This window comes from Nonomuraea sp. NPDC049725, from assembly GCF_040674795.1.
GTDB lineage: Bacteria > Actinomycetota > Actinomycetes > Streptosporangiales > Streptosporangiaceae > Nonomuraea > Nonomuraea ceibae.
In genome coordinates this window covers 764,266-787,588 of sequence record NZ_JBFANJ010000001.1, presented here as the reverse complement: position 1 = coordinate 787,588, position 23,323 = coordinate 764,266, and the positions used below count along the sequence as shown (strand labels likewise).

At 71.7% G+C, this 23,323-nt stretch carries 23 protein-coding genes; 12 read left to right on the top strand and 11 right to left on the bottom strand.

What is annotated here, in order from left to right; genetic code table 11:
- Positions 1 to 36: 36 nt before the first annotated feature.
- Together AB0J53_RS04105 and AB0J53_RS04100 are read left to right on the top strand one after the other, a co-directional pair.
- The gene (locus tag AB0J53_RS04105) at positions 37 to 1,311 is read left to right on the top strand and encodes an aspartate kinase (protein WP_219508194.1); all 1,275 of its coding nucleotides are present in this window, start codon (positions 37 to 39) and stop codon (positions 1,309 to 1,311) included.
- Positions 1,308 to 2,366 carry an aspartate-semialdehyde dehydrogenase gene (locus tag AB0J53_RS04100; protein ID WP_219508195.1) on the top strand — a complete coding sequence of 353 codons (1,059 nt, stop codon included), beginning with the start codon at positions 1,308 to 1,310 and terminating at the stop codon, positions 2,364 to 2,366. The genes AB0J53_RS04105 and AB0J53_RS04100 overlap by 4 nt, the downstream gene beginning before the upstream one ends.
- 54 nt (positions 2,367 to 2,420) lie before the next feature.
- Here AB0J53_RS04100 and AB0J53_RS04095 read toward each other — a convergent pair whose 3' ends face one another.
- The gene (locus tag AB0J53_RS04095) at positions 2,421 to 3,437 is read right to left on the bottom strand and encodes a hypothetical protein (RefSeq protein ID WP_364168431.1); all 1,017 of its coding nucleotides are present in this window, start codon (positions 3,435 to 3,437) and stop codon (positions 2,421 to 2,423) included.
- Between the two features lie 224 nt (positions 3,438 to 3,661).
- Here AB0J53_RS04095 and AB0J53_RS04090 point away from each other — a divergent pair, with 224 nt between their 5' ends.
- The 4 genes from AB0J53_RS04090 to AB0J53_RS04075 are packed head-to-tail and all read left to right on the top strand — an operon-like array spanning position 3,662 to position 7,186.
- Positions 3,662 to 4,330 (top strand): TetR family transcriptional regulator, encoded by a 669-nt coding sequence (locus AB0J53_RS04090; RefSeq protein WP_308125893.1) that lies wholly within the window; start codon positions 3,662 to 3,664, stop codon positions 4,328 to 4,330.
- A gap of 57 nt (positions 4,331 to 4,387) precedes the next feature.
- A complete protein-coding gene (locus tag AB0J53_RS04085; protein WP_219508197.1) occupies positions 4,388 to 5,347 on the top strand; it encodes an LLM class F420-dependent oxidoreductase in 960 nt (319 codons plus the stop codon).
- A gap of 5 nt (positions 5,348 to 5,352) precedes the next feature.
- Positions 5,353 to 6,768, top strand: coding sequence for an amidase (locus AB0J53_RS04080; RefSeq protein WP_364168429.1), 1,416 nt, complete (start codon positions 5,353 to 5,355; stop codon positions 6,766 to 6,768).
- Between the two features lie 58 nt (positions 6,769 to 6,826).
- The gene (locus AB0J53_RS04075) at positions 6,827 to 7,186 is read left to right on the top strand and encodes a YkvA family protein (protein WP_246645511.1); all 360 of its coding nucleotides are present in this window, start codon (positions 6,827 to 6,829) and stop codon (positions 7,184 to 7,186) included.
- Here AB0J53_RS04075 and AB0J53_RS04070 read toward each other — a convergent pair.
- From AB0J53_RS04070 to AB0J53_RS04055, 4 genes are all read right to left on the bottom strand, one after another.
- Positions 7,183 to 8,379, bottom strand: a complete 1,197-nt coding sequence (locus tag AB0J53_RS04070) for an amidohydrolase family protein (RefSeq protein ID WP_219508199.1) — start codon at positions 8,377 to 8,379, stop codon at positions 7,183 to 7,185. The genes AB0J53_RS04075 and AB0J53_RS04070 overlap by 4 nt on opposite strands.
- A 134-nt stretch (positions 8,380 to 8,513) precedes the next feature.
- Complete coding sequence (locus tag AB0J53_RS04065; RefSeq protein WP_364168426.1) at positions 8,514 to 9,257, bottom strand: tyrosine-protein phosphatase; 744 nt, start codon at positions 9,255 to 9,257, stop codon at positions 8,514 to 8,516.
- Between the two features lie 10 nt (positions 9,258 to 9,267).
- Positions 9,268 to 10,065: an SURF1 family protein gene (locus tag AB0J53_RS04060; protein ID WP_364168424.1), complete on the bottom strand. Its 798-nt coding sequence runs from the start codon at positions 10,063 to 10,065 to the stop codon at positions 9,268 to 9,270.
- Positions 10,066 to 10,094: 29 nt separating this feature from the next.
- Positions 10,095 to 10,541 (bottom strand): helix-turn-helix domain-containing protein, encoded by a 447-nt coding sequence (locus tag AB0J53_RS04055; RefSeq protein ID WP_219508202.1) that lies wholly within the window; start codon positions 10,539 to 10,541, stop codon positions 10,095 to 10,097.
- A gap of 60 nt (positions 10,542 to 10,601) precedes the next feature.
- Between AB0J53_RS04055 and AB0J53_RS04050 the strand changes: the two genes are divergently transcribed.
- A complete protein-coding gene (locus tag AB0J53_RS04050) occupies positions 10,602 to 11,123 on the top strand; it encodes a GNAT family N-acetyltransferase (RefSeq protein WP_364168422.1) in 522 nt (173 codons plus the stop codon).
- A complete protein-coding gene (locus tag AB0J53_RS04045) occupies positions 11,120 to 11,710 on the top strand; it encodes a TetR/AcrR family transcriptional regulator (protein WP_219508204.1) in 591 nt (196 codons plus the stop codon). Before AB0J53_RS04050 ends, AB0J53_RS04045 begins: the two co-directional genes overlap by 4 nt.
- On the opposite strand, the gene AB0J53_RS04040 is transcribed toward AB0J53_RS04045, so the two are convergent.
- On the bottom strand, positions 11,664 to 12,008 hold the full coding sequence (locus AB0J53_RS04040; protein WP_364168420.1) for a hypothetical protein: 345 nt from the start codon (positions 12,006 to 12,008) through the stop codon (positions 11,664 to 11,666). The genes AB0J53_RS04045 and AB0J53_RS04040 overlap by 47 nt on opposite strands.
- 152 nt (positions 12,009 to 12,160) lie before the next feature.
- Between AB0J53_RS04040 and AB0J53_RS04035 the strand changes: the two genes are divergently transcribed.
- Entirely contained in the window at positions 12,161 to 13,558 is a 1,398-nt protein-coding gene (locus AB0J53_RS04035; RefSeq protein WP_364168418.1) for a class I SAM-dependent methyltransferase, read from the top strand.
- Positions 13,559 to 13,939: 381 nt separating this feature from the next.
- On the opposite strand, the gene AB0J53_RS04030 is transcribed toward AB0J53_RS04035, so the two are convergent.
- From AB0J53_RS04030 to AB0J53_RS04020, 3 genes are all read right to left on the bottom strand, one after another.
- Positions 13,940 to 16,909 (bottom strand): BTAD domain-containing putative transcriptional regulator, encoded by a 2,970-nt coding sequence (locus AB0J53_RS04030; protein WP_364168416.1) that lies wholly within the window; start codon positions 16,907 to 16,909, stop codon positions 13,940 to 13,942.
- A gap of 171 nt (positions 16,910 to 17,080) precedes the next feature.
- Entirely contained in the window at positions 17,081 to 17,737 is a 657-nt protein-coding gene (locus AB0J53_RS04025) for a GNAT family protein (RefSeq protein WP_364168414.1), read from the bottom strand.
- Positions 17,738 to 17,868: 131 nt separating this feature from the next.
- Positions 17,869 to 19,143: a pyridoxal phosphate-dependent aminotransferase gene (locus tag AB0J53_RS04020; protein WP_364168412.1), complete on the bottom strand. Its 1,275-nt coding sequence runs from the start codon at positions 19,141 to 19,143 to the stop codon at positions 17,869 to 17,871.
- Between the two features lie 79 nt (positions 19,144 to 19,222).
- Here AB0J53_RS04020 and AB0J53_RS04015 point away from each other — a divergent pair, with 79 nt between their 5' ends.
- From AB0J53_RS04015 to AB0J53_RS04005, 3 genes are read left to right on the top strand one after another with little or no spacing between them, the layout of a single operon-like run.
- The gene (locus tag AB0J53_RS04015) at positions 19,223 to 20,158 is read left to right on the top strand and encodes a LysR family transcriptional regulator (RefSeq protein ID WP_219508209.1); all 936 of its coding nucleotides are present in this window, start codon (positions 19,223 to 19,225) and stop codon (positions 20,156 to 20,158) included.
- An 11-nt stretch (positions 20,159 to 20,169) separates the two neighbouring features.
- Positions 20,170 to 20,841: a ribonuclease HII gene (locus tag AB0J53_RS04010; protein ID WP_364168410.1), complete on the top strand. Its 672-nt coding sequence runs from the start codon at positions 20,170 to 20,172 to the stop codon at positions 20,839 to 20,841.
- A 33-nt stretch (positions 20,842 to 20,874) separates the two neighbouring features.
- Positions 20,875 to 21,897 (top strand): LLM class flavin-dependent oxidoreductase, encoded by a 1,023-nt coding sequence (locus AB0J53_RS04005; RefSeq protein ID WP_364168408.1) that lies wholly within the window; start codon positions 20,875 to 20,877, stop codon positions 21,895 to 21,897.
- 5 nt (positions 21,898 to 21,902) lie between these two features.
- Here AB0J53_RS04005 and AB0J53_RS04000 read toward each other — a convergent pair whose 3' ends face one another.
- Together AB0J53_RS04000 and AB0J53_RS03995 are read right to left on the bottom strand one after the other, a co-directional pair.
- Positions 21,903 to 22,289: an SCO5389 family protein gene (locus AB0J53_RS04000; RefSeq protein ID WP_219508212.1), complete on the bottom strand. Its 387-nt coding sequence runs from the start codon at positions 22,287 to 22,289 to the stop codon at positions 21,903 to 21,905.
- Positions 22,290 to 22,375: 86 nt separating this feature from the next.
- A complete protein-coding gene (locus tag AB0J53_RS03995) occupies positions 22,376 to 23,314 on the bottom strand; it encodes an ATP-binding protein (RefSeq protein ID WP_364168405.1) in 939 nt (312 codons plus the stop codon).
- Positions 23,315 to 23,323 lie beyond the last annotated feature (9 nt).

The window sequence follows — 23,323 nt, the reverse complement described above, 5'->3', positions numbered from 1 at the left end:
AGACTGGCACCTCACAGTCCAGACCGGGAGACTCTCGTGGCGCTCGTTGTGCAAAAGTACGGTGGTTCGTCCGTCGCCGACGCGTCCTGCATCAAGCGGGTCGCGCAGCGGATCGTCGCGACGAAAAAAGCCGGCAACAACGTGGTCGTCATCGTCTCCGCCATGGGTGACACGACGGACGAGCTGCTCGACCTGGCTCAGCAGGTGTCGCCGCTGCCTCCGGGCCGCGAGCTCGACATGCTGCTGACCTCCGGCGAGCGCATCTCCATGGCGCTGCTGGCGATGGCGATCGCCAACCTGGGGCACGAGGCCCGCTCGTTCACGGGCTCGCAGGCGGGTGTGATCACCGACTCGACGCACGGCAAGGCGCGCATCATAGACGTGACGCCGAGCCGCATACAGGAGGCTCTCGACCAGGGCCACATCGCGATCGTGGCCGGTTTCCAGGGTGTCTCGCAGGAGTCGAAGGACATCACGACGCTGGGCCGCGGCGGCTCCGACACGACGGCGGTCGCGCTGGCGGCGGCCCTGGAGGCCGACGTCTGCGAGATCTACACCGACGTCGACGGGATCTTCACCGCCGACCCGCGGATCGTGCCGGCCGCGCGGCAGATCCCCAGGATCTCCTACGACGAGATGATGGAGATGGCGGCCTGCGGCGCGAAAATCCTGCACCTGCGCTGCGTCGAGTATGCTCGCCGCTTCAACCTGCCGATTCACGTACGCAGCTCGTTCAGTAACAGGGAAGGCACGTGGGTCGTCTCCGACCCTTACCACGAAGGAACCGAGATGGAGCAGCCGATCATCTCCGGCGTCGCGCACGACCGGAGCGAGGCCAAGATCACTGTTGTCGGGGTGCCCGACAAGGTCGGTGAGGCTGCCACGATCTTCAAAACTCTGGCCAACGCCGAGATCAACATCGACATGATCGTGCAGAACGTCTCGGCCGCTGCGACCGGTCGCACCGACATCTCCTTCACGCTGCCCACGGCCGACAGCCAGACGGCGCTGACGGCGCTGAAGAAGATCCAGAGTGAGATCGGCTACGAGTCGCTGCTCTTCGACGACCAGATCGGGAAGGTGTCGCTGATCGGCGCGGGCATGCGCTCGCACCCCGGCGTCACGGCGACGTTCTTCGCGGCTCTCGCCGATGCGGGGGTCAACATTGAGATGATCTCCACGTCGGAGATCCGCATCTCCGTGATCGTCGAGCAGGACGGTGTCGACGCGGCCGTGGCGGCCGCCCACCGTGCCTTCGATCTCGACTCCGACCAGGTCGAAGCCGTTGTGTATGGAGGTTCAGGACGATGAGCAGGCCCAATCTCGCCCTGATCGGGGCCACCGGAGCCGTCGGCACCGTCATGCGGGACATCGTCTCCTCGCGTGACGACATCTGGGGCGAGGTGCGCCTGGTGGCGTCGCCGCGCTCGGCCGGCAAGGTGCTCCAGGTGCGCGGCGAGGACGTCGTCGTGCAGGCGCTGGCCCCTGAGGTGTTCGACGGCATCGACATCGCCATCTTCGACGTGCCCGACGAGGTGTCGGCCGTGTGGGTGCCGATCGCGGCCGAGCGCGGCGCGATCGCGATCGACAAGTCGGGCACGTTCCGCATGGAGCCGGACGTCCCGCTGGTGGTGCCCGAGGTCAACCCGCTCGACGCGCGTGAGCGGCCGCGCAACATCATCTCGACGCCCAACTGCACGACGCTGTCGATGATGGCGGCCATGGGCGCGCTGCACGCCGAATACACGCTGACCGAGCTGGTCGTCGCCTCCTACCAGGCGGTCTCCGGCGCGGGCGTGGCGGGCTCGGCCCGGCTCTACGACGAGGTCGAGGCGCTGGCGGGCGACCGGTCGATCGGCCAGACGGCCGGTGACGTGCGCAAGGCGCTGGCCAACAAGCTGCCCGACGACTCGCCGTTCCCGGCGCCGATCGCGTTCAACGTGGTGCCGTGGGCGGGCTCGTACAAGGACGGCGGGTGGGCCTCCGAGGAGCTCAAGCTGCGCAACGAGTCGCGCAAGATCCTCGGCATCCCCGACCTCAAGGTCTCGGCGACCTGCGTCAGGGTGCCGGTGATCACCACGCACTCGCTGGCCGTGCACGCGCGGTTCGCGCGCGAGATCACGGTCGCCGACGCGCACCGGGTGCTGGGCGCCGCGCCGACGGTGGTTCTCATGGACGACCCGGCCAACGGGGTCTACCCGACCCCCGCCGACGTGGTGGGCACCGACCCGACCTATGTGGGCCGGGTGCGTCAGGCGGTCGACTTCCCCAACACGCTGGATCTGTTCGTGTGCGGTGACAACCTGCGCAAGGGCGCCGCGCTGAACGCGGCGGAGATCGCCGAGCTGGTCGCGTCCGAGTTCTGACGGGTTTCTGAAGTCCGGGCTCCGTCCACCGGGTGGTGGACGGAGCCGGCCCTGTCACCGGAACAGGATGTCCCAGTGGTCGCCTTCGTCGGCGAAGATGTCGCCCGACGGGGAGCGGTAGAGGGTGGCGCCGTCACTCCGCACACCGGTCCGGTGATGATTTTTTGTGATGTACCGGTCGATGCACTGGTTGTGTGAGATGTCGAGCTTGTAGCCGTTCCCGTGGCTGAACCGGCCTGAGGCGTGGCCCGCCTCGGTGCCGCCCGTCACCGTGATCGGGCACCGGCTGCGCCGCTTCAGCTCCACGGCCTTGGCGACGGTCCGGGTGCGCACCGAGTCGAGCGACGTGCAGTGGCGCAGGTGCTTGCTGGTGCAGTTGCCCGTCGACTTCCAGCGCAGGCCGGCGTCCTTGAGCCAGTCCGAGGCGTGCGCGTGCGACAGGTGCACGGTGGCGTGCCTGGGCCGGGCCCGGTGCAGGTCCACCGCGGGACGGCGGTGCCGCCTGGCCTCCGCCTTGCCGCCCTTGCTCTCGCGGGCCCGTGATTCGGGCCGCTCGGCCTGGCCGGCGTCGAAGCGCCTCAGGTAGAGCTCGCGGAACTCGCGCTCGTCGCCCGGCTCCCGGAAGTCGCCGGGGTGGCCGCTGGGCTCCCGGAAGTCGCCGGGCCGGCTGCCGGGCCGCCGGAGCTCGCGGGGTTCCCGCAGCTCTCCGTGCTCTCCAGGCTCTGCGGGGTCCCGCAGCTCTCGCGATTCCCCGTGCTCCCGCGGTTCTTCGTGCTCCCGCAGGTGGGAGAGCTCGCGCGGGTCGGTGGGTTCGCGCATATGGGTGAGCGCGCCCGGATCGGCGTGCTCGCGGGTCTCCGGGTGGTGTGCGCGGAGCCCCGCCAGCCCATGGACGGGGCCGAGTTGGGCGTGGTAAGCCCGTTCCAGGCTCGTCGCGGTCTTCTCGAGCATGGAGTACCAGCGAGGGGCGTTGTACATGTCACCGGCTTCGTACACCCGGATGACCGGGTCCGGAGCCTGGCGTGGCTCGTCCGCCGGCGTCCTGGGGGCGGCCGAGGCCGCAGACGCCATCGCGATGATGGTGATCTCGATACCAAAGAGCGCGACCACGAGGAGCCGCACTGTCCTACGTATCCACATGTCGATGCCTTTTCGCGGAATAGCCCTTCCGCTGGAATCATCAATCCCACCCTTCACACCGGATAACCCCTGTCCCACCGGGATCTTTGCCTTGTGGCGGCGATCACCGTGCGGCTTCATGACCTAACCCGGAAATAAGCCGTAAAGTGACGAACGTGTCCGAAGCCCGAAACCGAGGATCGGAGAGCACTCGAGAGGTCATCGTCGAGACGGCCTTGCGACTGTTCCGGGAGCGCGGCTTCGAAGCGACGACGATGCGCGCCATCGCCGCCGAGGCCGGAGTGTCCGTGGGCAACGCCTACTACTACTTCGCCAGCAAGGAGGCGTTGATCCAGGCGTACTACGACCGCGCCCAGGCCGAGCACGAGCAGGCCTGCCGTGAGCTGCTGGCCACCGAGTTCACGCTGGCCGGGCGGCTGAGCGGGGTGCTGCGCGAGTGGGTGCGCGTCTCGGAGCCGTACCACGAGTTCGCGGTGAAGTTCTACAAGCACGCGGCCGAGCCGACGAACCCGCTGAGCCCGTTCAGCGAGCAGTCCTCGCCGGCCAGGGAGGCGTCCATCGGGATCTACCGGCAGGTGGTCGAGGGGGCGCGGGACCGGATGAACGCCGAGCTGCGCGAGGAGCTGCCCGAGCTGCTGTGGCTGCTGTCGATGGGCATGGTGCTGTTCTGGGTGCACGACACCTCGCCGGGGTGCGCGCGCACGTATCGGCTGATCGAGGTGACGGTGCCGCTGGTGGACCGGCTGGTCGGGCTGTCGCACCTGCCGGGGCTGCGCGGGATCACCAAGGACTTCATCGCCGCGGTGCACGAGCTCAGGGCGTAGTCGAGGCTACAGACCGGTTGGTATGGTCAGGGCACACCCGGATCCCGGAGGCGCGCGATGACCCAGAACTGGGGCATGACCATCCCCTTCTACGACCGTTCGCTGGCCCGTTCGCGGGAGCTGATCGAGGAGCTGCCCGCGCTCGGCTACACCGACCTGTGGTCGGCCGAGGTCAACGGCACGGACGGGTTCACGCCGCTGGCCCTGGCCTCGCAGTGGGCGCCCGGGGTGCGGCTGGGCAGCGCCATCGTGCCCGTCTCCACCCGCGGCCCGGCGCTGCTGGCCATGTCGGCGGCCACGCTGGCGGACCTGGCGCCGGAGCGGTTCGTGCTCGGCATCGGCTCGTCGTCCCCGGCGATCGTGGAGCGCTGGAACGCCGTCGAGTTCGCCAAGCCCTACGCGCGCACCCGCGACACGCTGCGCTTCCTGAAGCAGGCGCTGACCGGCGAGAAGGTGTCGGAGACGTACGAGACGTTCCAGGTCAAGGGGTTCAAGCTGGAGCGGGCGCCGAAGACGCCGCCGAAGATCGTGCTGGCCGCGCTGCGGCCGCGGATGCTGAAGCTGGCGGCCGAGGAGGCCGACGGCGCGATCACCAACTGGCTCTCGCCCGACGACGTGCGCAAGGTGCGCGCGGAGATCGGGCCGGAGACCGAGCTGATCGCCCGGCTGTTCGTCTGCGTGAGCGAGGACACCGACCGCGTACGCGAGCAGGCCCGGTGGATGCTGGCCTCCTACCTCACGGTGCCCGCGTACGCGGCCTTCCACGACTGGCTGGGACGCGGCGAGGTGCTGCGGCCGCTGCACGAGGCGTGGGCGGCGGGCGACCGCAAGTCCGCGCTCCAGGCCATCCCCGACGAGGTCGTCGACGCGCTGATCGTGCACGGCGACGCGGCGACCTGCCGGGCGCGGATCGAGGAGTACGTCGCGAACGGCCTCAACACGCCCGTGCTCGCCCCGATCCCGGGCGGCGAGGTCTCCATCACCCAGGCCGTCCGCGACCTGGCTCCGAAGGGCTGAGGCGCATGGACGACATCCTGCGGCTGGACGCGGTCGGCCAGGCCCGGGCGGTGCGCGAGCGGCTGGTGTCGCCGCGCGAGCTCGCCGAGGCCGCCATCGCCCGCATCGAGGCCCGCGACGGCGAGCTGAACGCGGTCGTGCACCCCCGCTTCGAGCGGGCGCTGGCCGAGGCCGGCGACCTGCCGGAGCACGCGCCCTTCCGCGGCGTGCCGATCCTGCTCAAGGACCTGGGCTGGCAGCAGGCCGGCGAGCCGTACAGCGCGGGCTCGCGGGTCTGCGACGGCCTGAGGATCGACCGGGACGGGCACGGCGTGACCCGGTTACGCGAGGCCGGCTTCCTGATCCTGGGCCGGACGAACACGCCCGAGTTCGGCAGCACGATCAGCACCGAGCCCGTCGCGTTCGGCCCCACCCGCAACCCGCACGACCCCGCGTACTCGGCGGGCGGGTCGAGCGGCGGCTCGGCGGCGGCCGTGGCGGCCGGGATGGTCGCGCTCGCGACGGCCAGCGACGGCGGCGGATCGATCCGCATCCCCGCCTCCTTCTGCGGCCTGGTGGGTCTCAAGCCCACGCGCGGGCGCGTCAGCCTCGGGCCCGCGCAGGGTGAGGGCTGGAACGGCTTCTCCTGCCCGGGGTTCGTGACCAGGACCGTGCGCGACACCGCCGCCGCGCTCGACCTGGTCTCCGGGTACGTGCCCGGCGACCCGTACGCCGCCCCGCCGCTGCCGCGCCCGCTCGCCGAGGAGGCCGGAGCCGACCCGGGACGGCTGCGGATCGGGTACGTCACCGCGCACCCGAGAGGCGACGTGCCGGAGGTGCCCGAGCTGGTCGAGGCCGTGACGGGGGCGGCGGCGCTGCTGTCGGCGCTCGGGCACGACGTGGCGCCCGGCTGCCCCGAGGCGCTGGGCGAGCCCGACTTCCCCCTGCACTTCGGCGCCATCGTGGCCGACAACCTGGCCGCGCTCGTCGAGAGCCTGGGCCCGGCCAGGGGCAGGGCCGTCGAGCTGGACGAGCTGGAGCCGCGCAACGCCGCCATGGTGGCCACGGCCCGGGGACGCAGCGCGGCGGCCCACCTGCTGGCCGCGCAGTGGATCGACGGCTTCCGCAGGCGGATGGCCGCCTGGTGGGCCGCCGGGCACGACCTGCTGCTCATGCCGTCGGTGGGCGTGGCGCCGTTCCCGCTCGGCTGGATCCCGCCGGAGGACCTGAGCACCGCGTTCGGCAGGACCGCGCACGTCGTGGCCTTCACCTCGCCCGTCAACGCCACCGGCCAGCCGGCCGTATCGCTGCCGCTGCACCGCACCCGCGACGGGCTGCCCGTGGGCGTCCAGCTCGTGGCCGCGGCCGGGCGGGAGGACCTGCTCATCAGGGTCGCGGCGCAGATCGAGGCCGCCAGGCCGTTCGAGCATCCCGCGCTGTGAGGAACTCCTTGCCCCCGGTAACACGTTATGTCGTGAGAGACGGGGTAAGGGGAAACACATGATGGCGAAAGCAGCGAAGGCCGCGGCGGCCTATCGGGCGTACCGGGACGTCACCAAGCCCGGCACGCCCGGCCTCATGCCGCGGCTGCGGGCGATCCCCCGCATGCTCGGCGCCGCGCTCCGGGGCCGGTACGACGGGCTGGGCAAGGGCAGGCTCACCATGATGGCGCTCGGCGTCGTCTACCTGGTCTCGCCGATCGACGTCGTGCCCGACTTCCTCATGCTGATCGGCGTGGCCGACGACTTCGGCGTGTTCCTGTGGCTGATGGCGTCACTGCTCGGCGAGAGCGGACGCTACGTCGACTGGGAGCGCCGGATCATCACCGGCCGGGTGGAGCCGGCCCCGCAGGAAGGCTAGATCTCCTCCATCCTCAGCCACGCGCGTGACGGCAGCGGGTGCCCGAACAGCCGGGCCGCGTTGCCGTACGCGACCCTGGCGATGTCGGCGGGCGGCAGCGCGCCGAGGTTGCGCGCGACCGACTTCTGCGTGTCGGGCCAGGTGGAGTCGGAGTGCGGATAGCCGCTCTCCTGCAGCACGTGGTCGAGGCCGACCGCGAGCCGCACCCCCGACAGCGCGTGGTCGTCGAGCGTGCCGAAGAAGAAGTTGCGGCGCAGCACCTCGCTGGGCTTGAGCCCGCCGTCCCACTGCGCCTCGCCGGCCACCGGGTGGTCGAGCGCGTAGTCGGCCCGCTCGGCGAGCACCGGCAGCCAGCCCACCCCGCCCTCGGCGATGAGGATGCGCAGGTTGGGGAAGCGCAGCGGCAGCCCCGACCACAGCCAGTCGGCGCAGGCGAACATGGCGCTGGTCGGCAGCAGCGTGGTGATCGCCTCGATGGGGGTGTCGGGCGACGGCACCGGCGACCAGCTCGACTCGCCTATGTGGAGGCAGACGACCGTGCCGGTCTCCTCGCAGGCGGCGAAGAACGGGTCCCAGTGGCCGGTGTGGATCGACGGCAGCCGCAGCCGGGTCGGGAACTCGGGGAACACCACCGCCTTGAAGCCCCGGGCGGCGTTGGCGCGGATCTCCTTGGCGGCCACGTCGGGGTCGGGCAGCCAGGGGAGCTGCAGGCCGATGATCCGCTCCGGGTAGGTGCCCGCCCAGACGTCGATGTGCCAGTCGTTGTAGGCCTTGACCAGCGCGAGGCCGAGCTCCTGGTCGCGCGTCCTGGCGAACGGCATGCCCGACTGGCCGGCCAGCATGCCGGGGAAGCACAGCGCGGCCCAGACGCCGGCCACGTCCATGTCCTGGACGCGGGCCTCGATGTCGTGGCAGCCGGGGCGCATGGTCTCGAACCTGACCGGGTCCAGGGTCCACTGCTCGCGGGGCAGCCCGGCGCCCACGTCGAGGCCGGCGCACGGGTAGGTGGCGCCGCCGTAGCGCCAGACCTGGTGACCGGCCTCGGTCTCCACGACCTTGGGCGCGACGTCGGCGTATTTCTCCGGCAGCCTGTCCTCGAAAAGGTCAGGGGGCTCGATCAGATGATCGTCGGCGGAGATGATCACGTAGTCGCGCCGCCTCGGCTCTGGATCGGGAAGCAGCGGCGTAGTCACGCAGGTAACCGTACGACGGCGGGATAACGTCGAACAAGCTGCGACGTATCCGTTGGGTATCCGGGCATATCCGAGGGCCGTTCGGACCCGGGATCGCCGGGAGGGGGACGGCTGGCGATCCCGGGGCCCCGCCGCTACCCGCGCGGGCCGGGTTCAGTCAGGAGATGGGCGCGCAGTTCGCCGACGGCGTCGGGGGAGAGGCCGACCACGCCGGTCACGTACGACTCCACCGAGCCGTGCCTGTCCGCCAGGTCGGCGAGGAACAGGCGCATGGCCTCGGCGGGGGCCAGGCCGAAGCCGGGCCACAGCTCCTCGTCCGGGTGGCGGGCCCGCCAGTCGGCGATGAACCGCTCGGTGGCCAGGCCGGTCAGCTCGTAGTCGGCCACGATGTCGTCGTCGGCCACGCCCGCCACGGCCAGGATCATCGCCGTGAGCAGGCCGGTGCGGTCCTTGCCGGCGGCGCAGTGGATCACGGCGGGGGCGCTGTCGGCGCGGCAGATCGTCTCCAGGGCGGTGCGCAGGTTGTCCACGCCGTCCTCGGTGACCTCCAGGTAGCGGTCGGCCAGGAAGCGGGGCACGCCCTCCGCCTCGTCGAAGGTGGCGAACTGCCAGCGCCGGCCCTCGATCGGCAGGTTGTGGTAGGCCAGGCCGTGCTCGTCGGGGACGCGGCCGTGCCTGTCGACCTCGAAGGGGTGGCGCAGGTCGATGACGGTGCGCACGCCCAGCGCGCGGAACGTCTCCAGGTCGGGTCCGGCCAGCCAGCCGAGGGAGTCCGCCCGGTAGAGCCGCTGCCAGCGGACGATCCGGCCGTCCTTGGTGGCATATCCACCTATGTCGCGGAAGTTGTGGATATTTGCGAACTTGATGTGGCGGCTCACGCTCACCACCTTAGTTCGCGGACATTTCCGCCTGCTGGTCATCGGCGGCGCGGGCCTCCTGCGCCTTCCGGTCGGCCAGCTCGCGGCGGATCAGCAGCACCCAGCCGCCGATCGCGATGCCGATGAACAGCCACCACTGCACGCCGTAGGCCAGGTTGAGGCCGCCTCCGGCGCCCACGTCGGGGGCCGGCACCGGCTCGGGCGCCGCCGCGGGCGCGGGCTCCTGCTCGACCAGCTCCACGAAACCGCCCACGAGCCGGTACGGCAGCGTACTGCCGATCTTGGCCGGGTCGATGAGCAGGACCTGGCCGGGCGGCAGCCCGGAGCGCTCGCGGATCCCGCTGTTGGCCTCGGTCTCGCCGGTACGTAGCCGGCCGGTGACACTTACCTCACCCGGCGGCGGCGGGGGCACGTCCGGCGGGGTGTCGGCGGTCGCCCCGGCCTTCACCCAGCCCCGGTTGACGAGCACCGCCTGGCCCTGGCCGATCACCAGCGGGGTCAGGACGTAGTAGCCGTTGCGCCCGTCCTGCGGCCTGCGGCGCACCACCAGGCCGTGCCCGGCGTCGTACGTGCCGCTGACCACGACCTTCCTGAACCGGTCGGACTCCTTGACCGGCTCGCCCGGCCGGGCCAGGGTGCCGAGCGGCACCGGGGCGGCCTCGATGTTGGCGGTGACCAGGTCGCTGTTGGCCGAGCGCTCCTCGAAGCGCCCGAACTGCCACCGGCCCAGGAACACGAAGGCGGGGATCACGAGCAGCACGACGACGTGGAGCGCGATCCAACGGGGCGTGAGCAGGAACCGGTACACGCTACAAGGGTAGGCACCGATGCCGGTGGTCAGGCGCCCGGCACCGCCGTGACCTCGCGCGGGCCGCCCACCTCGTGGCCGTCGGCGCAGCGCAGGTGTTGCTCGACGGGGGCGCCGCAGTCGCGGTGGGTCAGCAGGACGGGCGGGCCCTCCTCGCCCGCCAGATACTTGTCGCCCCAGTGCATGAGCGCGACCAGCAGCGGATAGAGGTCGCGCCCCTTGTCGGTGAGCCGGTACTCGTCGCGCTGGCGCTGGCCGGGCTCGCGGTAGGGCTCCTTGCGCAGCAGGCCCTCGTCCACCAGCCGGGTCAGCCGGGCGCTGAGCACCTGGCGGGGGGCGCCGGTGAACGCCTGCATGTCGGCGAAGCGGCGTACGCCCCGGAACGCCTCACGCAGCACCAGGAAGGTCCACTTCTCCCCGACGATGTCCAGGGTCCGCTCGATGGAGCAGTTGGCCACCCGGAAAGGCACGTTCATGGCGCACATCATACCTGAGTTCAGTTGACAGACTCAGATGGTTGAGGGCAGGCTGGGTCTGTGATCCGAACTCAGGAGCCGCTGATCCGACCGGCGCGGGCCGACGACGACGAGCGCGTCCGGCGCTTCCTGGCCGGGCTGTCGCTGCAGACGCAGACGCTGCGCTTCTTCACCGGCGTCGCCCGGCCCTCCGCGAGCCTCGTGCGCACGATGGTCGAGGTGGACGAGCGCCGGGACGCCCTGGTCGCGCTGCACGGCGACGAGATCGTCGGCCACGCCATGAGCTACCGGGGCGGCACGGCCGACGTGGAGGTCGCCGTGGTCGTCACCGACCAGTGGCAGGGCTTCGGGCTCGGCCCCAGGCTCCTCGGCACGCTCCTGATCAGAGCCGCCGTGCGGGGCGCCACCACCGTGGGCATGGACGTGCTGGGGGAGAACAGGCGGGCGCTGCGGATGATCCGCAGGATCTGGCCGGAGGCCGGCATGAGAGTCGCGTCCGGCGCGGTCGAAGTGACCGCTATGATCCAACAGGCGGGAGTATTTGCGGAACAACGTTCTGGTGGCTCACCATTGACAGCGTGAAGAGTGTCAAGAACGGACGCGACGGACGGACCCGGATCATCGAGGGCGCGCTCCGCCGTTTCAGCCAGGACGGCGTCTCCGCCACGACCCTGGCCAGCCTCCGCGAGGAGAGCGGCGTGAGCGTCGGAAGCTTCTACCACCACTTCGCCAGCAAAGAGCACGTCTTCGGCGTGCTCTACGGCGAGATCCTGGCCTCCTACCAGAGCGAGTTCCTCGCCGAGCTGGTCGGGCACGACGACGCCCGTGCCGGGATCGAGGCGATCGTCGCGTTCCACATGCGCTGGGCCGGAGAGCACCCCGAACGGGCCCGCATCCTGGTCAGCGAGCGCCCGCCGCGCAAGCACGAGCCGGGCGGCGCCGAGGTCGCCGAGGCCAGGCGCGGCTTCTTCCGTCAGGTCTCCGACTGGTGGCGGCCGCACATGAAGAACGGCCTGCTCCAGCCCGTCCACCCGACCATGTGCTATGTGCTGTGGCTCGGGCCCGCGCAGGAGATGTGCCGGCTGTGGTTCGCGGGCGCCCACACCCCCACCGACGAGGAGATCAGGGGGCTCGGCGAGGCCGCCTGGCAGAGCCTTCGCCAGCCCTGACCGGCGGCCCCAGCCGGGCAGGCACCCGCCAGCTCGACCGGTCGAGCGAGATGTCCAGCCGCAGCTCACCGCGCTGCCTGCGCAGGCCGGGCACCCGTACGCGATCGTGCACCGCGAACCGGCCCCGGTGCCGATAGCCGAAGCCGAGCTCGCCGGGCAGCACCCGCATGTCGTCGTGGTTGCCGCAGCGCGGGCACGTCCACGAGACCAGGTCCAGCCACCGGTTGTAGCCCGAGCAGGCCGCGAAGTATTCGTCCGGCGCGAACCGGGACTGGCAGGTCAGGCAGGGGATCAGCACGAATCCGCTCCTCGTCGAACGGCACAGCGGCTCCCCAGAAGTATCGCGCCCCACTTGTTCCCAGCTTGCGGAAAACTTGGATGTCTCGGTAACAGTATGATCACTGACGGTATCGGAGGTTCCGTTGTGATCTGCGGTGAAAGGATGGTCTCGTGGAACGACTGCGTGAGCACCTCCTGGAGACCGGCTACACGATCGACGGCGTCCGCGACCGGCTGGGCGACATGGCGGCCACGGCGCTGGCCCGCGAGGAGCTCGTGCCGGCCCTGCGCGCCACCGCCGCCGGCGACCCGCTGGGCACGCTGATCCGTATGTGGTGGCTGGGCGCCCCCGTGGAGACGAGCGCGCTGCACCCGTCCGTGCTGGAGTCCGGCCTGATCGCCGTCTCCGGCTCGCAGGCCCGCGCGACCGTCCACCTCCAGCCCTGGGAGACCGGCGGCTACGTCGTCTCCGACCGCAAGGTGCGGCCCGGCGACCCGGCGCTGCGCCCTGACCACGTGGTCGGCGCGGGCGGCGCCTCAGCCAACCTCGCCCAGCTCGTCACCCGCCGCCCCGTCGGCCGCGCCCTCGACCTCGGCACCGGCTGCGGCGTCCAGGTGCTCTCGCTGGCCGGGCGGGCCGGCCACGTCACCGCCACCGACGTCAACCCGCGCGCCGTCGAGCTCGCCCGGCTGAGCTGGCAGCTCTCCGGCCTGACCGGCGTCGAGGCCCGCACCGGCTCCCTGTACGAGCCCGTGGCGGGCGAGCGGTTCGACCTGATCGTCTCCAACCCGCCGTTCGTCATCTCGCCAGGCGGCCGGCTGACCTACCGCGAGACCGGCGGCGACGGCGACGGCTTCTGCCGCGATCTCGTACGGGACACGCCCCGGCACCTCAACCCCGGCGGCCAGGCCCACTACATGGCCAGCTGGCTGCACGTCGAAGGCGAGGACTGGCGCGACCGCGTCGGCGGCTGGCTCGGCGAGACCGGGTGCGACGCCTGGGTGGTGCAGCGCGACGCGCAGGACCCCGCTGAATACGTGGAGCTGTGGCTCAAGGACGCCGCCGAGCAGGGCACCCCCGGCTACACCGAGCACTACGACCGGTGGCTCGCCTGGTTCGAGGAGCACAAGGTCGAGGGGATCGGGTTCGGCTGGATCAGCATGCGCAGCTCCGGCACCCTGGACCCGGTCGTCCGCCTGGAGGAGCTCACCCACCAGGTCACGCTGCCCGTCGGCGGCTACGTCGACGACGTGCTCGACGCGATCGGCGCCGCCCACCGGGTCCGCGACCTCGGGTCCGCGCTGCTGCGCACCGCCGACGGGCTGCTCGACGAGCGGGTGGGGCTGCCGGGGGCCGAGGACCCGATGCGCATCGTGCTCCGCCAGACGACCGGGCTGCGCCGCAGCAGGGAGGTCGGCACCGTCGAGGCGGCGCTCGCCGGGGTCTGCGACGGGGAGCTGGCGCTGGGGCCGCTGCTCAACGTCATCGCCGAGCTGGTCGGCGACGGCGAGATCCCGGACGCCGACGCCATCCGCCCCCTCATCGCGGAGGGGTATTTCCTGCTCTAGGTGTTCCGGCTGACGCGGCGCGCCGCCCTTGCCCCCCGGGGTTTCGCCTTTCCGCGCCCACCCCCGGGTTTTCGCCTTGTTCGCCCACCCCCCAGGTTTTCGCCTTTGATTCGCCGTTGATCGGTTGTTGACGCCGCCGGTGGAAGCTTCTGACTACGACACGGACCTGGGGGGTTCGAGGACCGTGTCGGGTCCGGCCGGTCGTCGATGTGAGGCGGCTAGCCGCTACGCGGAGCATCCGGATAACCGGGCCCCCTAGCGACGCGTGGCGGTCAGATGGCCGGCCGGGCCGCGTATCTCATCGGCCACGGGGGTCGTGACTCCAAAGGGACAGCCTTGTTTAACCATGTGTGGATGACACGTCTGGACGACGAGCTGTACTCAGGACTCGACGACCTGAGCGCTGTCGAGGAGGACCCTGATGTCCCCGGCCTCGGGCGCGCCCAGCCTGGTGAAGATGGCGAAGGCCTGGCGTAGGCAGTCGACGCTCCTGGAGACGCTGCCGAGCCCGCGCAGCGCCTTGCCCAGCACCGCCAGCGACAGCGCCTCCCCGAACGGGTGGCCGATCTCGCGTGAGACGACCAGCGCCTGTTCGGCGTGGCGTACGGCGTCGGGGTAGCGCTCGGCGGCGATGAACGTCTCGGCCAGCCGGGAGCAGACCCGCTGCTCCCACACCCGCTGCTTGCTGGCGCGGAAGAAGGCCAGGCACTCGGCGTGGTGGTGCACGGCCTCGGTGAGCCTGCCGACGCGCGACAGCACGATGCCGAGGTGGTAGCGGGCCCTGGCGGTGCCGGCGCCGCTGCCGATCTCGGTGAAGATGGCCAGGCCCTTCTCGGCCGCGGCGATCGCGTCGTCGGGGCGGCCCAGGCCCAGGTGGTCGCGGGCGGAGTAGCTGAGCACCAGCCCCTCGCCGGCGGGCACGCCGTTCTCGCGGTAGAAGCGCATGGCGGCGTCGAACCAGGCGAGCGCCTCGGTGTGGCGGCGCTGCCGGCTGACGACGACGGCGAGCGCGTTCAGCACCTCGCCGGTGACGACCTTCTCCTTGCGCTCGACCGACAGCGTGTGGACGATCTCGAACTGCTCCTCGGCCTCCGGCAGCCGGTTGCCGGCGAACAGCACGCGGCCGAGCACGTAGCGGGCGCGCAGCTCGCCGGCCTGGTCGCCGAGCCGCAGCGCGGTGGCGAGCACGGCGCGGGTGCCGAGGTCGAACTCGCGGGTGTGGGTGCCCGACTCCAGCAGCGGCTCCATGGCCACGAGCAGGTCGCCGGCGGGCAGGAGCTGCTCGCCGGTGCGCGAGGACGCGGCGGCCTGGTTGATCGCGGCGAACAGCGAGTCGCCCTCGGCGATCAGCCAGGCGACGGCCTCGTCGGCGGTGCCGAACGTGCGCCCGCTGCCGACCACCACCAGGTTGTCGGAGATCATGCTGCCCTCGTAGGCCAGCCGGTGGGCCGACTGGGCGGAGGCCAGGTAGAAGCCGAGCAGCCGCCGCAGCGCCATCGTGCGGGCCTGGGGGCGTTCGCTCTTCTCCAGCGCCCGCCTGGCGAACAGCTTGAGCAGGTCGTGGAAGCGGTAGCGGCCGGGCGCCGGGGCCTCCAGCAGGCTGGCGTCGACCAGCGACTCCAGCACGTCCTCGGCCTCGATCACGGTCGTCGAGAGCACGGCCGCCGCGGCGCCCGCCGAGATGTCGGGCCCGTTGGGCAGCGACAGCAGCCGGAAGGCGCGGGCCTGGGCGGCTTCGAGCTGGCCGTAGCCGAGCGCGAAGGTGGCCTCGACGGCCAGGTCGCCGACGCGCAGCTCGTCGAGCCTGCGCTGCTCGTCGGCCAGCCTGGGCACCAGGGAGGCGACGGTCCACGAGGGCCGGGCGGCGAGCCTGGCGGCCACGATGCGCACGGCGAGCGGCAGGAAGCCGCAGGCGGCGACCACGTCCATGGCGGCGGCGTGCTCGGCGGCGACCCGTTCCGGCCCGGCGACCGAGGAGAACAGCGACAGCGCCTCGTCCGGCTCCATCACGTCGAGGTCGATGAGCTTGGCCGACGGCAGGTCGGCCAGCTTGACCCGGCTGGTGACGATGGCCGCGCAGCCGGGCGAGCCGGGCAGCAGCGGGCTGACCTGCCGGGCGTCGCGGGCGTTGTCGAGCAGGACGAGGATGCGCCGGTCGGCGAGGATGGACCGGTACAGCGCCGAGCGTTCGGCCAGCCCCTCGGGGATGACGTCGGTCGGGATGCCGAGCGCGCGCAGGAACGCGCCGAGCGCCGATTCGGGCGCGGTCGCCTCGTCGGTGTAGCCGCGCAGGTCGGCGTAGAGCTGGCCGTCGGGGAACAGGTCGCCGGTCGCGTGCGCCACGTGCACCGCCAGCGTGGTCTTGCCGACGCCGCCGATGCCGCAGATCGCGGCGACGGGCACGCCCTCGGCGGGCGACTGGGCCGACAGCAGCGTGCGCAGCCGCCGGGCGAGCTCCTTGCGGCCGGTGAAGTCGTTCACGGCGGCCGGGAGCTGCGCCGGGCGGGGCAGCTCGGGCGCGTGCTCCTCCTCGGCGGGCGGCTCGTCGGGAGCCACCTCGGCGGCGGCGAGCGTGGGGTCGGCGGCCAGGATGCGCTGGTGCAGCGAGGTCAGCTCGTGGCCGGGCTCGATGCCGAGCTCCTCGACGAGCGCGTCACGCGTCTCGGTGAACACGGCCAGCGCGTCGCCCTGCCGCCCGCACCGGTAGTAGGCCAGCATGAGCTGGGCGCGCAGGCGCTCGCGCAGCGGGTGGTCGGCGGTCAGCGCGATCAGCTCCGACACGACCGCGGCGTGGTTGCCCAGCTCCAGGTCCATGTCCATGAGCGTCTCGATGGCGCTGATGCGGCGCTCGATCAGCCGGTCGCGCTGGTGCTCGGCGTACGGGCCGACGGCGCCGGCGAGCGGTTCGCCCTCGAACAGGGCGAGCGCGGCCCGCAGCCCGGTGGCGGCGGCGGACAGCCGGCCGGACCTGCGCGCGCTCTCGGCCTCGGCCATGCCGCGCTCGAACCGGGTCAGGTCGAGCGCGTCGCCGGGCAGCCGCAGCGCGTAGCCCCTGCCGACGGAGGTGAGCAGCTCGGGACGTGAGCGGGCGGGCCTGTCGGGCTCCAGCACCGTGCGCAGCCGCGACACGTACGTGCGCAGCGCGCCGAGCGCCCTGGGCGGCGCGTCCTCGCCCCACACGGCGTCGATCATCTCGGCCGGGGTGACGGCGCGGCCTTCCCGCAGGAGCAGCATGCCGAGAATGGACCGCTGCAGCGGCGTGCCGAGGTCGAGCTCCTGACCATCGCGCCACGCGCGGACGGGACCCAGTACGGCGAACCGCAGCCCGCCTTCGATGTCCTGACCAGCCATGCCGCCTGTCCCCACATCAATGGAACGATTTGTTACCAAATGATAGATCCAATGACGCGCAGCACCTAGGAATGCGGGCATTCGTTAACCGAAGCGTTGGCCGCCTTTTGACGACACGGCCTTTACGACACAGGCCCCGCCCATTCCGGGCGGGGCCTTCAACGGATTTTCCTATGCTGCTTCGACTGTCGTCTCGACCAGACCGAGCCTGTGGAGCAGCCGTTCTCGTACGGCCGGCCATTCGGAGATCAGGATCGAGTAGAACGCCGTATCTCGGACCGTGTCGTCGGCGCCTCGGCTTTCCGCTCGCCGCACCCCGTCGAAGTGTGCGCCGAGGGCCTCGATGGCGGCCCGGGATCGGACGTTCCTCACGTCGGCCTTGAGCGTGATGCGGTGGACCTGCCAGGTCTCGAAGGCGTGCGAGAGCATCAGGAACTTGCTCTCCCGGTTGGCACCCGTGCCCTGGGCGGAGGCGCCCAGCCAGGTGTAACCGATGTCGGCCACGGACGGGACCTCGCCCACCGCACCACGCGTGCCCGGAGGCCAGGGCATGGGGCCCTGCCAGTACTCCAGGTTCATGAGACGGGTGGCACCGACCACGCGGTCGGTGTGCAGCCACCGGATGGCGAAGGGCACCGTGCGGCCCTCCGCCTGCTCAGCCAGCGCGGCCTCCACGTAGGAGACCATCTCGTCCCGGTTGCCCGGGACCCGAGTGAAGCCGTAAGTGGACCGGTCTTCACTCGCCGCGGCGATCAGGTCATCGACCACCGCGAGGCTGAGAGGTTCCAGGCGCACGAGGCGCCCGGACAAGGTGACAAGAGCGGACATGTGCACATGATGGGGGTTGCTCGGAGTCCGCGGAACCACGCTATCGGGGCCGTCGTCCCCGCACCTCGGAAAGCACGGTGTTTCCGCAGGTCAGAGGGGTAATTCGGAAGGATCTCCGGGGAAGATTTCGCCTAACCGTGACATCCGGTCGGCACCAGCGCCGGACGCCGTTCACGCGACGCCAGCGAGAGCTCCTTCAGGCCCATCGAAAGATGGTCGAGCGAGGCCGCGATCCACGGCAACTGGAGCGGATCGGGGCTGGTCAGCGCGGTCAGCCGGTCCTCGGTCGTGTCCCCGTACAGCAGGCTGACCGCGACCCGCACGCGCGCGGCGGCCGGGTCGTCGCCGAAGGCGTGACCGGGCAGCACCCCGAGGCCGTGCTGGTCGAGCAGGAGCCGGGTGACGTCGGCCGAGCCGCCGAGCCGCAGATGGCTCAGGTCCGGGTAGAGGTAGAAGCCGCCCTGCGGGGCCGGCACGGAGGCGCCGATCTCCACGAACCTGTCGCGTACGGCGCGGGCCAGCGTGCCGTGCAGCCGGCGGCTCTGCCTGACGCGCTCGGTGAGCTCGCCGGGGTCGGTGAAGGCGTACGCCGCGGCCTCCTGGACCGGGGCGGCCGGGGCCGACCAGATCTCGCTGGCCACCGCGAGCAGCCGGGCGCGCAGGTCGTGCGCGTCGTCGGGCAGCCGCGCGACGCCGATCCGCCAGCCGCCCAGGGCCAGGCTCTTGCTCAGGCCGGTGGTGACGATCGTGCGCTCGGGCGCCAGATCGGCCGGGGAGGTGAAGGGCGTGGAGTGATCGTGCAGCAGGTCGCGGTAGATCTCGTCCGAGATGACGTACAGGTCCAGTTCGCGGGCGAGCGCGACCAGGCGGTGGATCGCCGAGCGCGGCGCGAGCCGGCCGGTGGGGTTGTCCGGCAGCGTCACGAGCAGGGAGCGTACGGTCCGGCCCTGGGCGCGGGCGTCCAGCACGGCCGCCTTCACCAGGTCGGGATCCGGCACGCCGCCCTGGCCCGAAGGCGCCGGGATCAGGATCGGGCGTGACCCGACGAGGTCGGCCTGCGCGGCGTAGCTGACCCAGCTGGGCATGGGCAGGACGACGTCGCCGCCGATCGCCAGGAGCAGGCCGTACAGCAGGGATTTGCTGCCTGGCCCGCAGACGACCAGCTCGGGGTCGGTGATGAGCCCCCGTCGTGTCCAGTAGCCCGCCGCCGCCGTCCTGAGCTCGGACGCCCCCGCGACCGGCCCGTAGCCGTTGCGTTCCGATGCGGCGGCCAGCTTGTCGCGCAGCGCCGGGTGGACGGGCAGTCCTGCCTCACCGAAGGCGAGGTTCAGCACGCGTTCCCCGGCGCGTCGTCTTCGTTCGATGTCCTCGTTCGCCGCCAGGGTGGCGGAGAGAGTCACGGTCATGTTTGTCACGTTCCCAGGGTGGTTGTAGGAAGGCATCAGGACAAGCGAGGCTTTTTGTGGGTAGGCGTAAGGAAGTCCGATGCTCGATTTGCGGCGTTTGACGTTGATCTGCGAGTTCGCTCGGCGCGGCAGCATCGCCGCGACCGCGGAGTCGCTGGGCTACAGCCCCTCCGCGGTCTCTCAGCAGCTCGCCGCGCTCGAACGCGAGACCGGCACCGCGCTCATCGACCGGACCGCGCGCAGTGCCGAGCTGACCGACGCCGGCCGCAGGCTGGTGGCGCACGCGGAACGCATCCTTTCCATGGTCGAGGAGGCTGAGTCGGACCTTTCGGCTCACGCGGGCAGCCCCGCCGGACGTGTCGTGGTTACCGCCTTCCCCACAGCGGCCGTCGCATTCGCCCCGGCCCTCGCCAGGTCCCTCCGCCGCCACACCGAACTCACGCTCAGGCTGGGGCAGAGCAGGTCGGGAAAGGGCATGCGGGAAGTGCAGTCCGGCGAGGTCGACATCGCGCTCGTCGACGACTGGTACGGCATGGCGCGCGACAGCGAGAACCTGCGCGTCTTCCCGCTCCTGCACGACCCCCTGGTGCTCGTCGTGCCGCGCAAGCACCGGCTGGCCGACCCCGACGTGCCGCTCGACCTCAGGGAGCTGCGCGACGAGCCGTGGATGGCCACCCCCGACGGAGAGCCGTCCCGCCTGGCGGTGGACCGGCTGTTCGTGGACGTGGGCGGCACCAAGCCGACGCCGTGGGAGTTCGAAGGGCTCGGCACCATCCTGTCGCTGGTCGCCAAGGGCATCGGCATCGCCGCCGTGCCCGCGCTCGCGCTGGCCGCCGGCGTGCGCGGGCTGTCGGTCCGCCACTTCCCCGGCAACCCCGTCGGCCGCGACGTGCACGCGGTGGCGCGCGTCTCCAGCGTCAACCGGCCCTCGGTCTCGGTGACCCTGCGGGCCATCCACGTGGCCGCCCGCTACATCGCCGCCGATCTGGATCCGGTACGGTTCGCCGACCGGTAGCGTTCTGCGCCATGGCGCCGACGTACGACATCGAGACCCTCCTGCTCGCCCAGCCGAGCGTGCGCACGGTCGCGGGCGTGGACGAGGTGGGCCGCGGAGCCTGGGCCGGGCCGGTCACCGTGTGCGCCGTGGTCACCGACCTGTCCGCGCCGCCCACCGGGCTCACCGACTCCAAGCAGCTCTCCGCCGCCAAACGCGACAAGGTCGCCGCCGAGCTGGAGACCTGGGCCGCCGGCATCGGCTTCGGCGAGGCGGGCCACGACGAGATCGACCGGCTCGGCATGACCGAGGCGCTGCGCCGGGCCGCCCGCCGCGCCCTGGAAGCGCTGCCCACCAGGCCCGACGCCGTCATCCTCGACGGCAAGCACGACTACATCGGCGCGCCCTGGCCGGTGCGCCTGGAGGTCAGGGGCGACGCGGCCAGCATCTCGGTGGCCGCCGCCTCGGTGCTGGCCAAGGTCAGGCGCGACGCGTACATGGCGGAGATCGGATGTGAGGCGTACGGGTTCGCGGAGAACGCCGGATATCCGTCGCCGCAGCACCAGCAGGCGCTCGCCGAGCTGGGGCCGACGGCGCACCACCGGCTCTCCTGGTCCTACCTGGACGACCTGCCGGCCTGGCGGCACCTCAAGCGGCACCGCGACCCCGCCGCCGTCGAGGGGCAGGTCAGCCTCTTCGGCTGACACCGGGCCGGGGCGTCGGCCATCATCGGTGGGATGCGCATCGGCATCTTCCTGGTCGCCGCCCAGTTCCCAGGCGGGGAGCCGGGCCAGATCCTGGCCGACACCGTCGAGCTGATCGTCGCCGCCGAGCGGGCCGGGTTCGACGACGCGTGGATAGCCGAGCACCACTTCATGACCTACGGCGTGTGCCCGTCGCCGATCACGCTGGCCGCCGTCGCCGCCGGGCGCACCACCAGGATCGGGCTCGGCACCGCCGTCAGCGTGCTGTCCACGCAGCATCCGATCGCCCTGGCCGAGCAGGCCGCCATGCTGCACCACCTGTCGGGCGGGCGCTTCACGCTCGGCGTCGGGCGCGGCGGGCCGTGGGTGGACCTGGAGGTGTTCGGCACCGGGCTGGACCGGTTCGAGCGGGGCTTCCCGGAATCGCTCGACCTGCTGACGGCCGCCCTGTCAGGCGAGACGGTGTCGGCCTCCGGTGAGTTCTTCGCCTTCCGCGACGTGCGGATGGTGCCGTCGGCGCGGCTGCGGCCGGTGGTCGCGTGCACGTCGGGGTCCACGATCGCGCTGGCGGCCGCGCGCGGGCTGCCGATGCTGCTCGGCGTGCACGTGGGCGACGAGGAGAAGGCGGCGGCGGTGCGGGCTCATGGCGCGTCCGGTGTGCCCGGCTCTTCCGGTGTTCCCGGCTCTTCCGGGGGGCACGTCGCCGCGGCGGTCGCGCACGTCGCCGACACGACGCCGCAGGCCGTGCGGGAGCTGAAGGAGTCGATGCCCGCCTGGCTGAAGCCCGGCCTGGCGAGCTACACGCCGGTGGACGGGCGGCCACGACCCGAGCGGGACGTGGACGCGTACGTGGACTTCCTGGCCCGGATCCACCCCGTGGGCTCGCCCGAGCACTGCGCCCGCACGCTGCTGCGCACCGCCGAGACGACCGGGATCGACCACTTCATCCTGATGGTGGAGGCGGCCGGGAACGCCCTGGAGGACGTGCGGCGGCTCGGCGCCGAAGTGCTGCCGCTGCTGAGAGGCCGCCCGCCCGGAGCGGCGGGCGGCCCCTGAACGGATCAGCAGTCAACCAGCTCCGGCTTCTGGTTGAGGATCTGCGCCCGCGGCGTGACGAACTCGCTCAGCGCCTCGCGCGCCGCCGGGTCGAACACGGCCACGCGGTGGCAGTTCTGGAAGGCCAGCTTCATGCCGAAGTGGCGCTCCAGGGCCCCCCGCATCGCGTCGCTCGCCAGGCAGCGCAGGAGCTGCCCTCGGGCCTCCTCGTCCGGTGGCGGCACCTGGTTGTCGGCGAACTCGGCGCCGGTCCTGTCACGCTGCTCGACCAGCTCGGTGATCACCGACCAGGCGTAGGGCAGGGAGTCGCGGACGCAGGCGACGAACGCCGCGTCGTCGACATCCCCGGCTCTGGCCTGGTCGAGGAGATCGTTCGGAACGGTCAGCGACATGCTGTCTCCTTTCGAAAGACATCAACTTGACGCTAGGTGAGCCTCCGGAAACGCTCCAGATGGCCGTAGGGCGACAGTCGTGTGGGTCAGGCGGCCGGAGGGCCGTAGACGAAGCCGGGGTCGACCTGACCGGCCAGGTCGAGGCCGGTCCTGGCGTTGGCCCAGGCGCGGGCGTTGCGCAGGTGGAACTCGGCGGCCTGGCGGCCGAACCGCACCCAGTCCTTCTCCTGCTCGTCGACGTGCTTGAGCAGCACGGCGAGCGCGTCGGAGTTGGCCGGCTCCAGGTCGTCGAGGCTGAAGGCGCGGCCCTGCTCCATGGCGCGCACGGCGGAGGAGTGCTCCATCCAGGTGAGCAGGTCGTCGCCCACGTGCTCGCGCAGGAAGTCGACGTCGGATGGGCCGTGCACCTTGTTGCCGACCACGGCCAGCGGCACGTCGTAGTCGGCCGCGTAGTCGCGATACTGCCGGTAGACGCCGACGCCCTGGCGGGTCGGCTCGGCGACGAGGAACGTCAGGTCGAAGCGGGTGAACAGGCCGGAGGCGAAGGAGTCGGAGCCCGCCGTCATGTCGACCACCACGTACTCGCCGTGGCCGTCGACCAGGTGGTTGAGCAGCAGCTCGACCGCGCCGACCTTGGAGTGGTAGCAGGCCACGCCGAGATCGTCGTCGTTGAACGGGCCGGTGGCCATCAGGCGGAAGCCCTCCGGCGTGGGGGCCGCGTAGCGGTGCTCGGCCAGGTCCTTGACGGACACCAGCCGGGAGCCGCGGCCCGGCGGGGTCGTCTTGACCATCGCGTCGGCGGAGGGGATGCGCGGGTTGTCGCCGCGCAGGAAGTCCTTGATCTCCGTGAGGTGCGCGCCGAGCGGCTCCGGCGGGCTGTCGAGCCCGAGCACCAGCGACAGGTGCTGGTTGATGTCGGCGTCGACCGCCACCACCGGCGCGCCCCTGCCCGCGACGTATCTGGCGAACAGCGCCGAGATCGTGGTCTTGCCGCTGCCGCCCTTGCCGACGAACGCCACCCTCACGGGAACCTC

Coding starts and splice junctions, on each gene's coding strand:
- AB0J53_RS04005 (WP_364168408.1), top strand. CDS start 20,875: ATGCGCATCGGCATCTTCCTGGTCGCCGCCCAGTTCCCAGGCGGGGAG.
- AB0J53_RS04100 (WP_219508195.1), top strand. CDS start 1,308: ATGAGCAGGCCCAATCTCGCCCTGATCGGGGCCACCGGAGCCGTCGGC.
- AB0J53_RS04025 (WP_364168414.1), bottom strand. CDS start 17,737: ATGTCCGCTCTTGTCACCTTGTCCGGGCGCCTCGTGCGCCTGGAACCT.
- AB0J53_RS04080 (WP_364168429.1), top strand. CDS start 5,353: ATGGACGACATCCTGCGGCTGGACGCGGTCGGCCAGGCCCGGGCGGTG.
- AB0J53_RS04015 (WP_219508209.1), top strand. CDS start 19,223: ATGCTCGATTTGCGGCGTTTGACGTTGATCTGCGAGTTCGCTCGGCGC.
- AB0J53_RS04030 (WP_364168416.1), bottom strand. CDS start 16,909: ATGGCTGGTCAGGACATCGAAGGCGGGCTGCGGTTCGCCGTACTGGGT.
- AB0J53_RS04020 (WP_364168412.1), bottom strand. CDS start 19,143: ATGACCGTGACTCTCTCCGCCACCCTGGCGGCGAACGAGGACATCGAA.
- AB0J53_RS04000 (WP_219508212.1), bottom strand. CDS start 22,289: ATGTCGCTGACCGTTCCGAACGATCTCCTCGACCAGGCCAGAGCCGGG.
- AB0J53_RS04055 (WP_219508202.1), bottom strand. CDS start 10,541: ATGAACGTGCCTTTCCGGGTGGCCAACTGCTCCATCGAGCGGACCCTG.
- AB0J53_RS04095 (WP_364168431.1), bottom strand. CDS start 3,437: ATGGCGTCTGCGGCCTCGGCCGCCCCCAGGACGCCGGCGGACGAGCCA.
- AB0J53_RS04085 (WP_219508197.1), top strand. CDS start 4,388: ATGACCCAGAACTGGGGCATGACCATCCCCTTCTACGACCGTTCGCTG.
- AB0J53_RS04075 (WP_246645511.1), top strand. CDS start 6,827: ATGATGGCGAAAGCAGCGAAGGCCGCGGCGGCCTATCGGGCGTACCGG.
- AB0J53_RS04010 (WP_364168410.1), top strand. CDS start 20,170: ATGGCGCCGACGTACGACATCGAGACCCTCCTGCTCGCCCAGCCGAGC.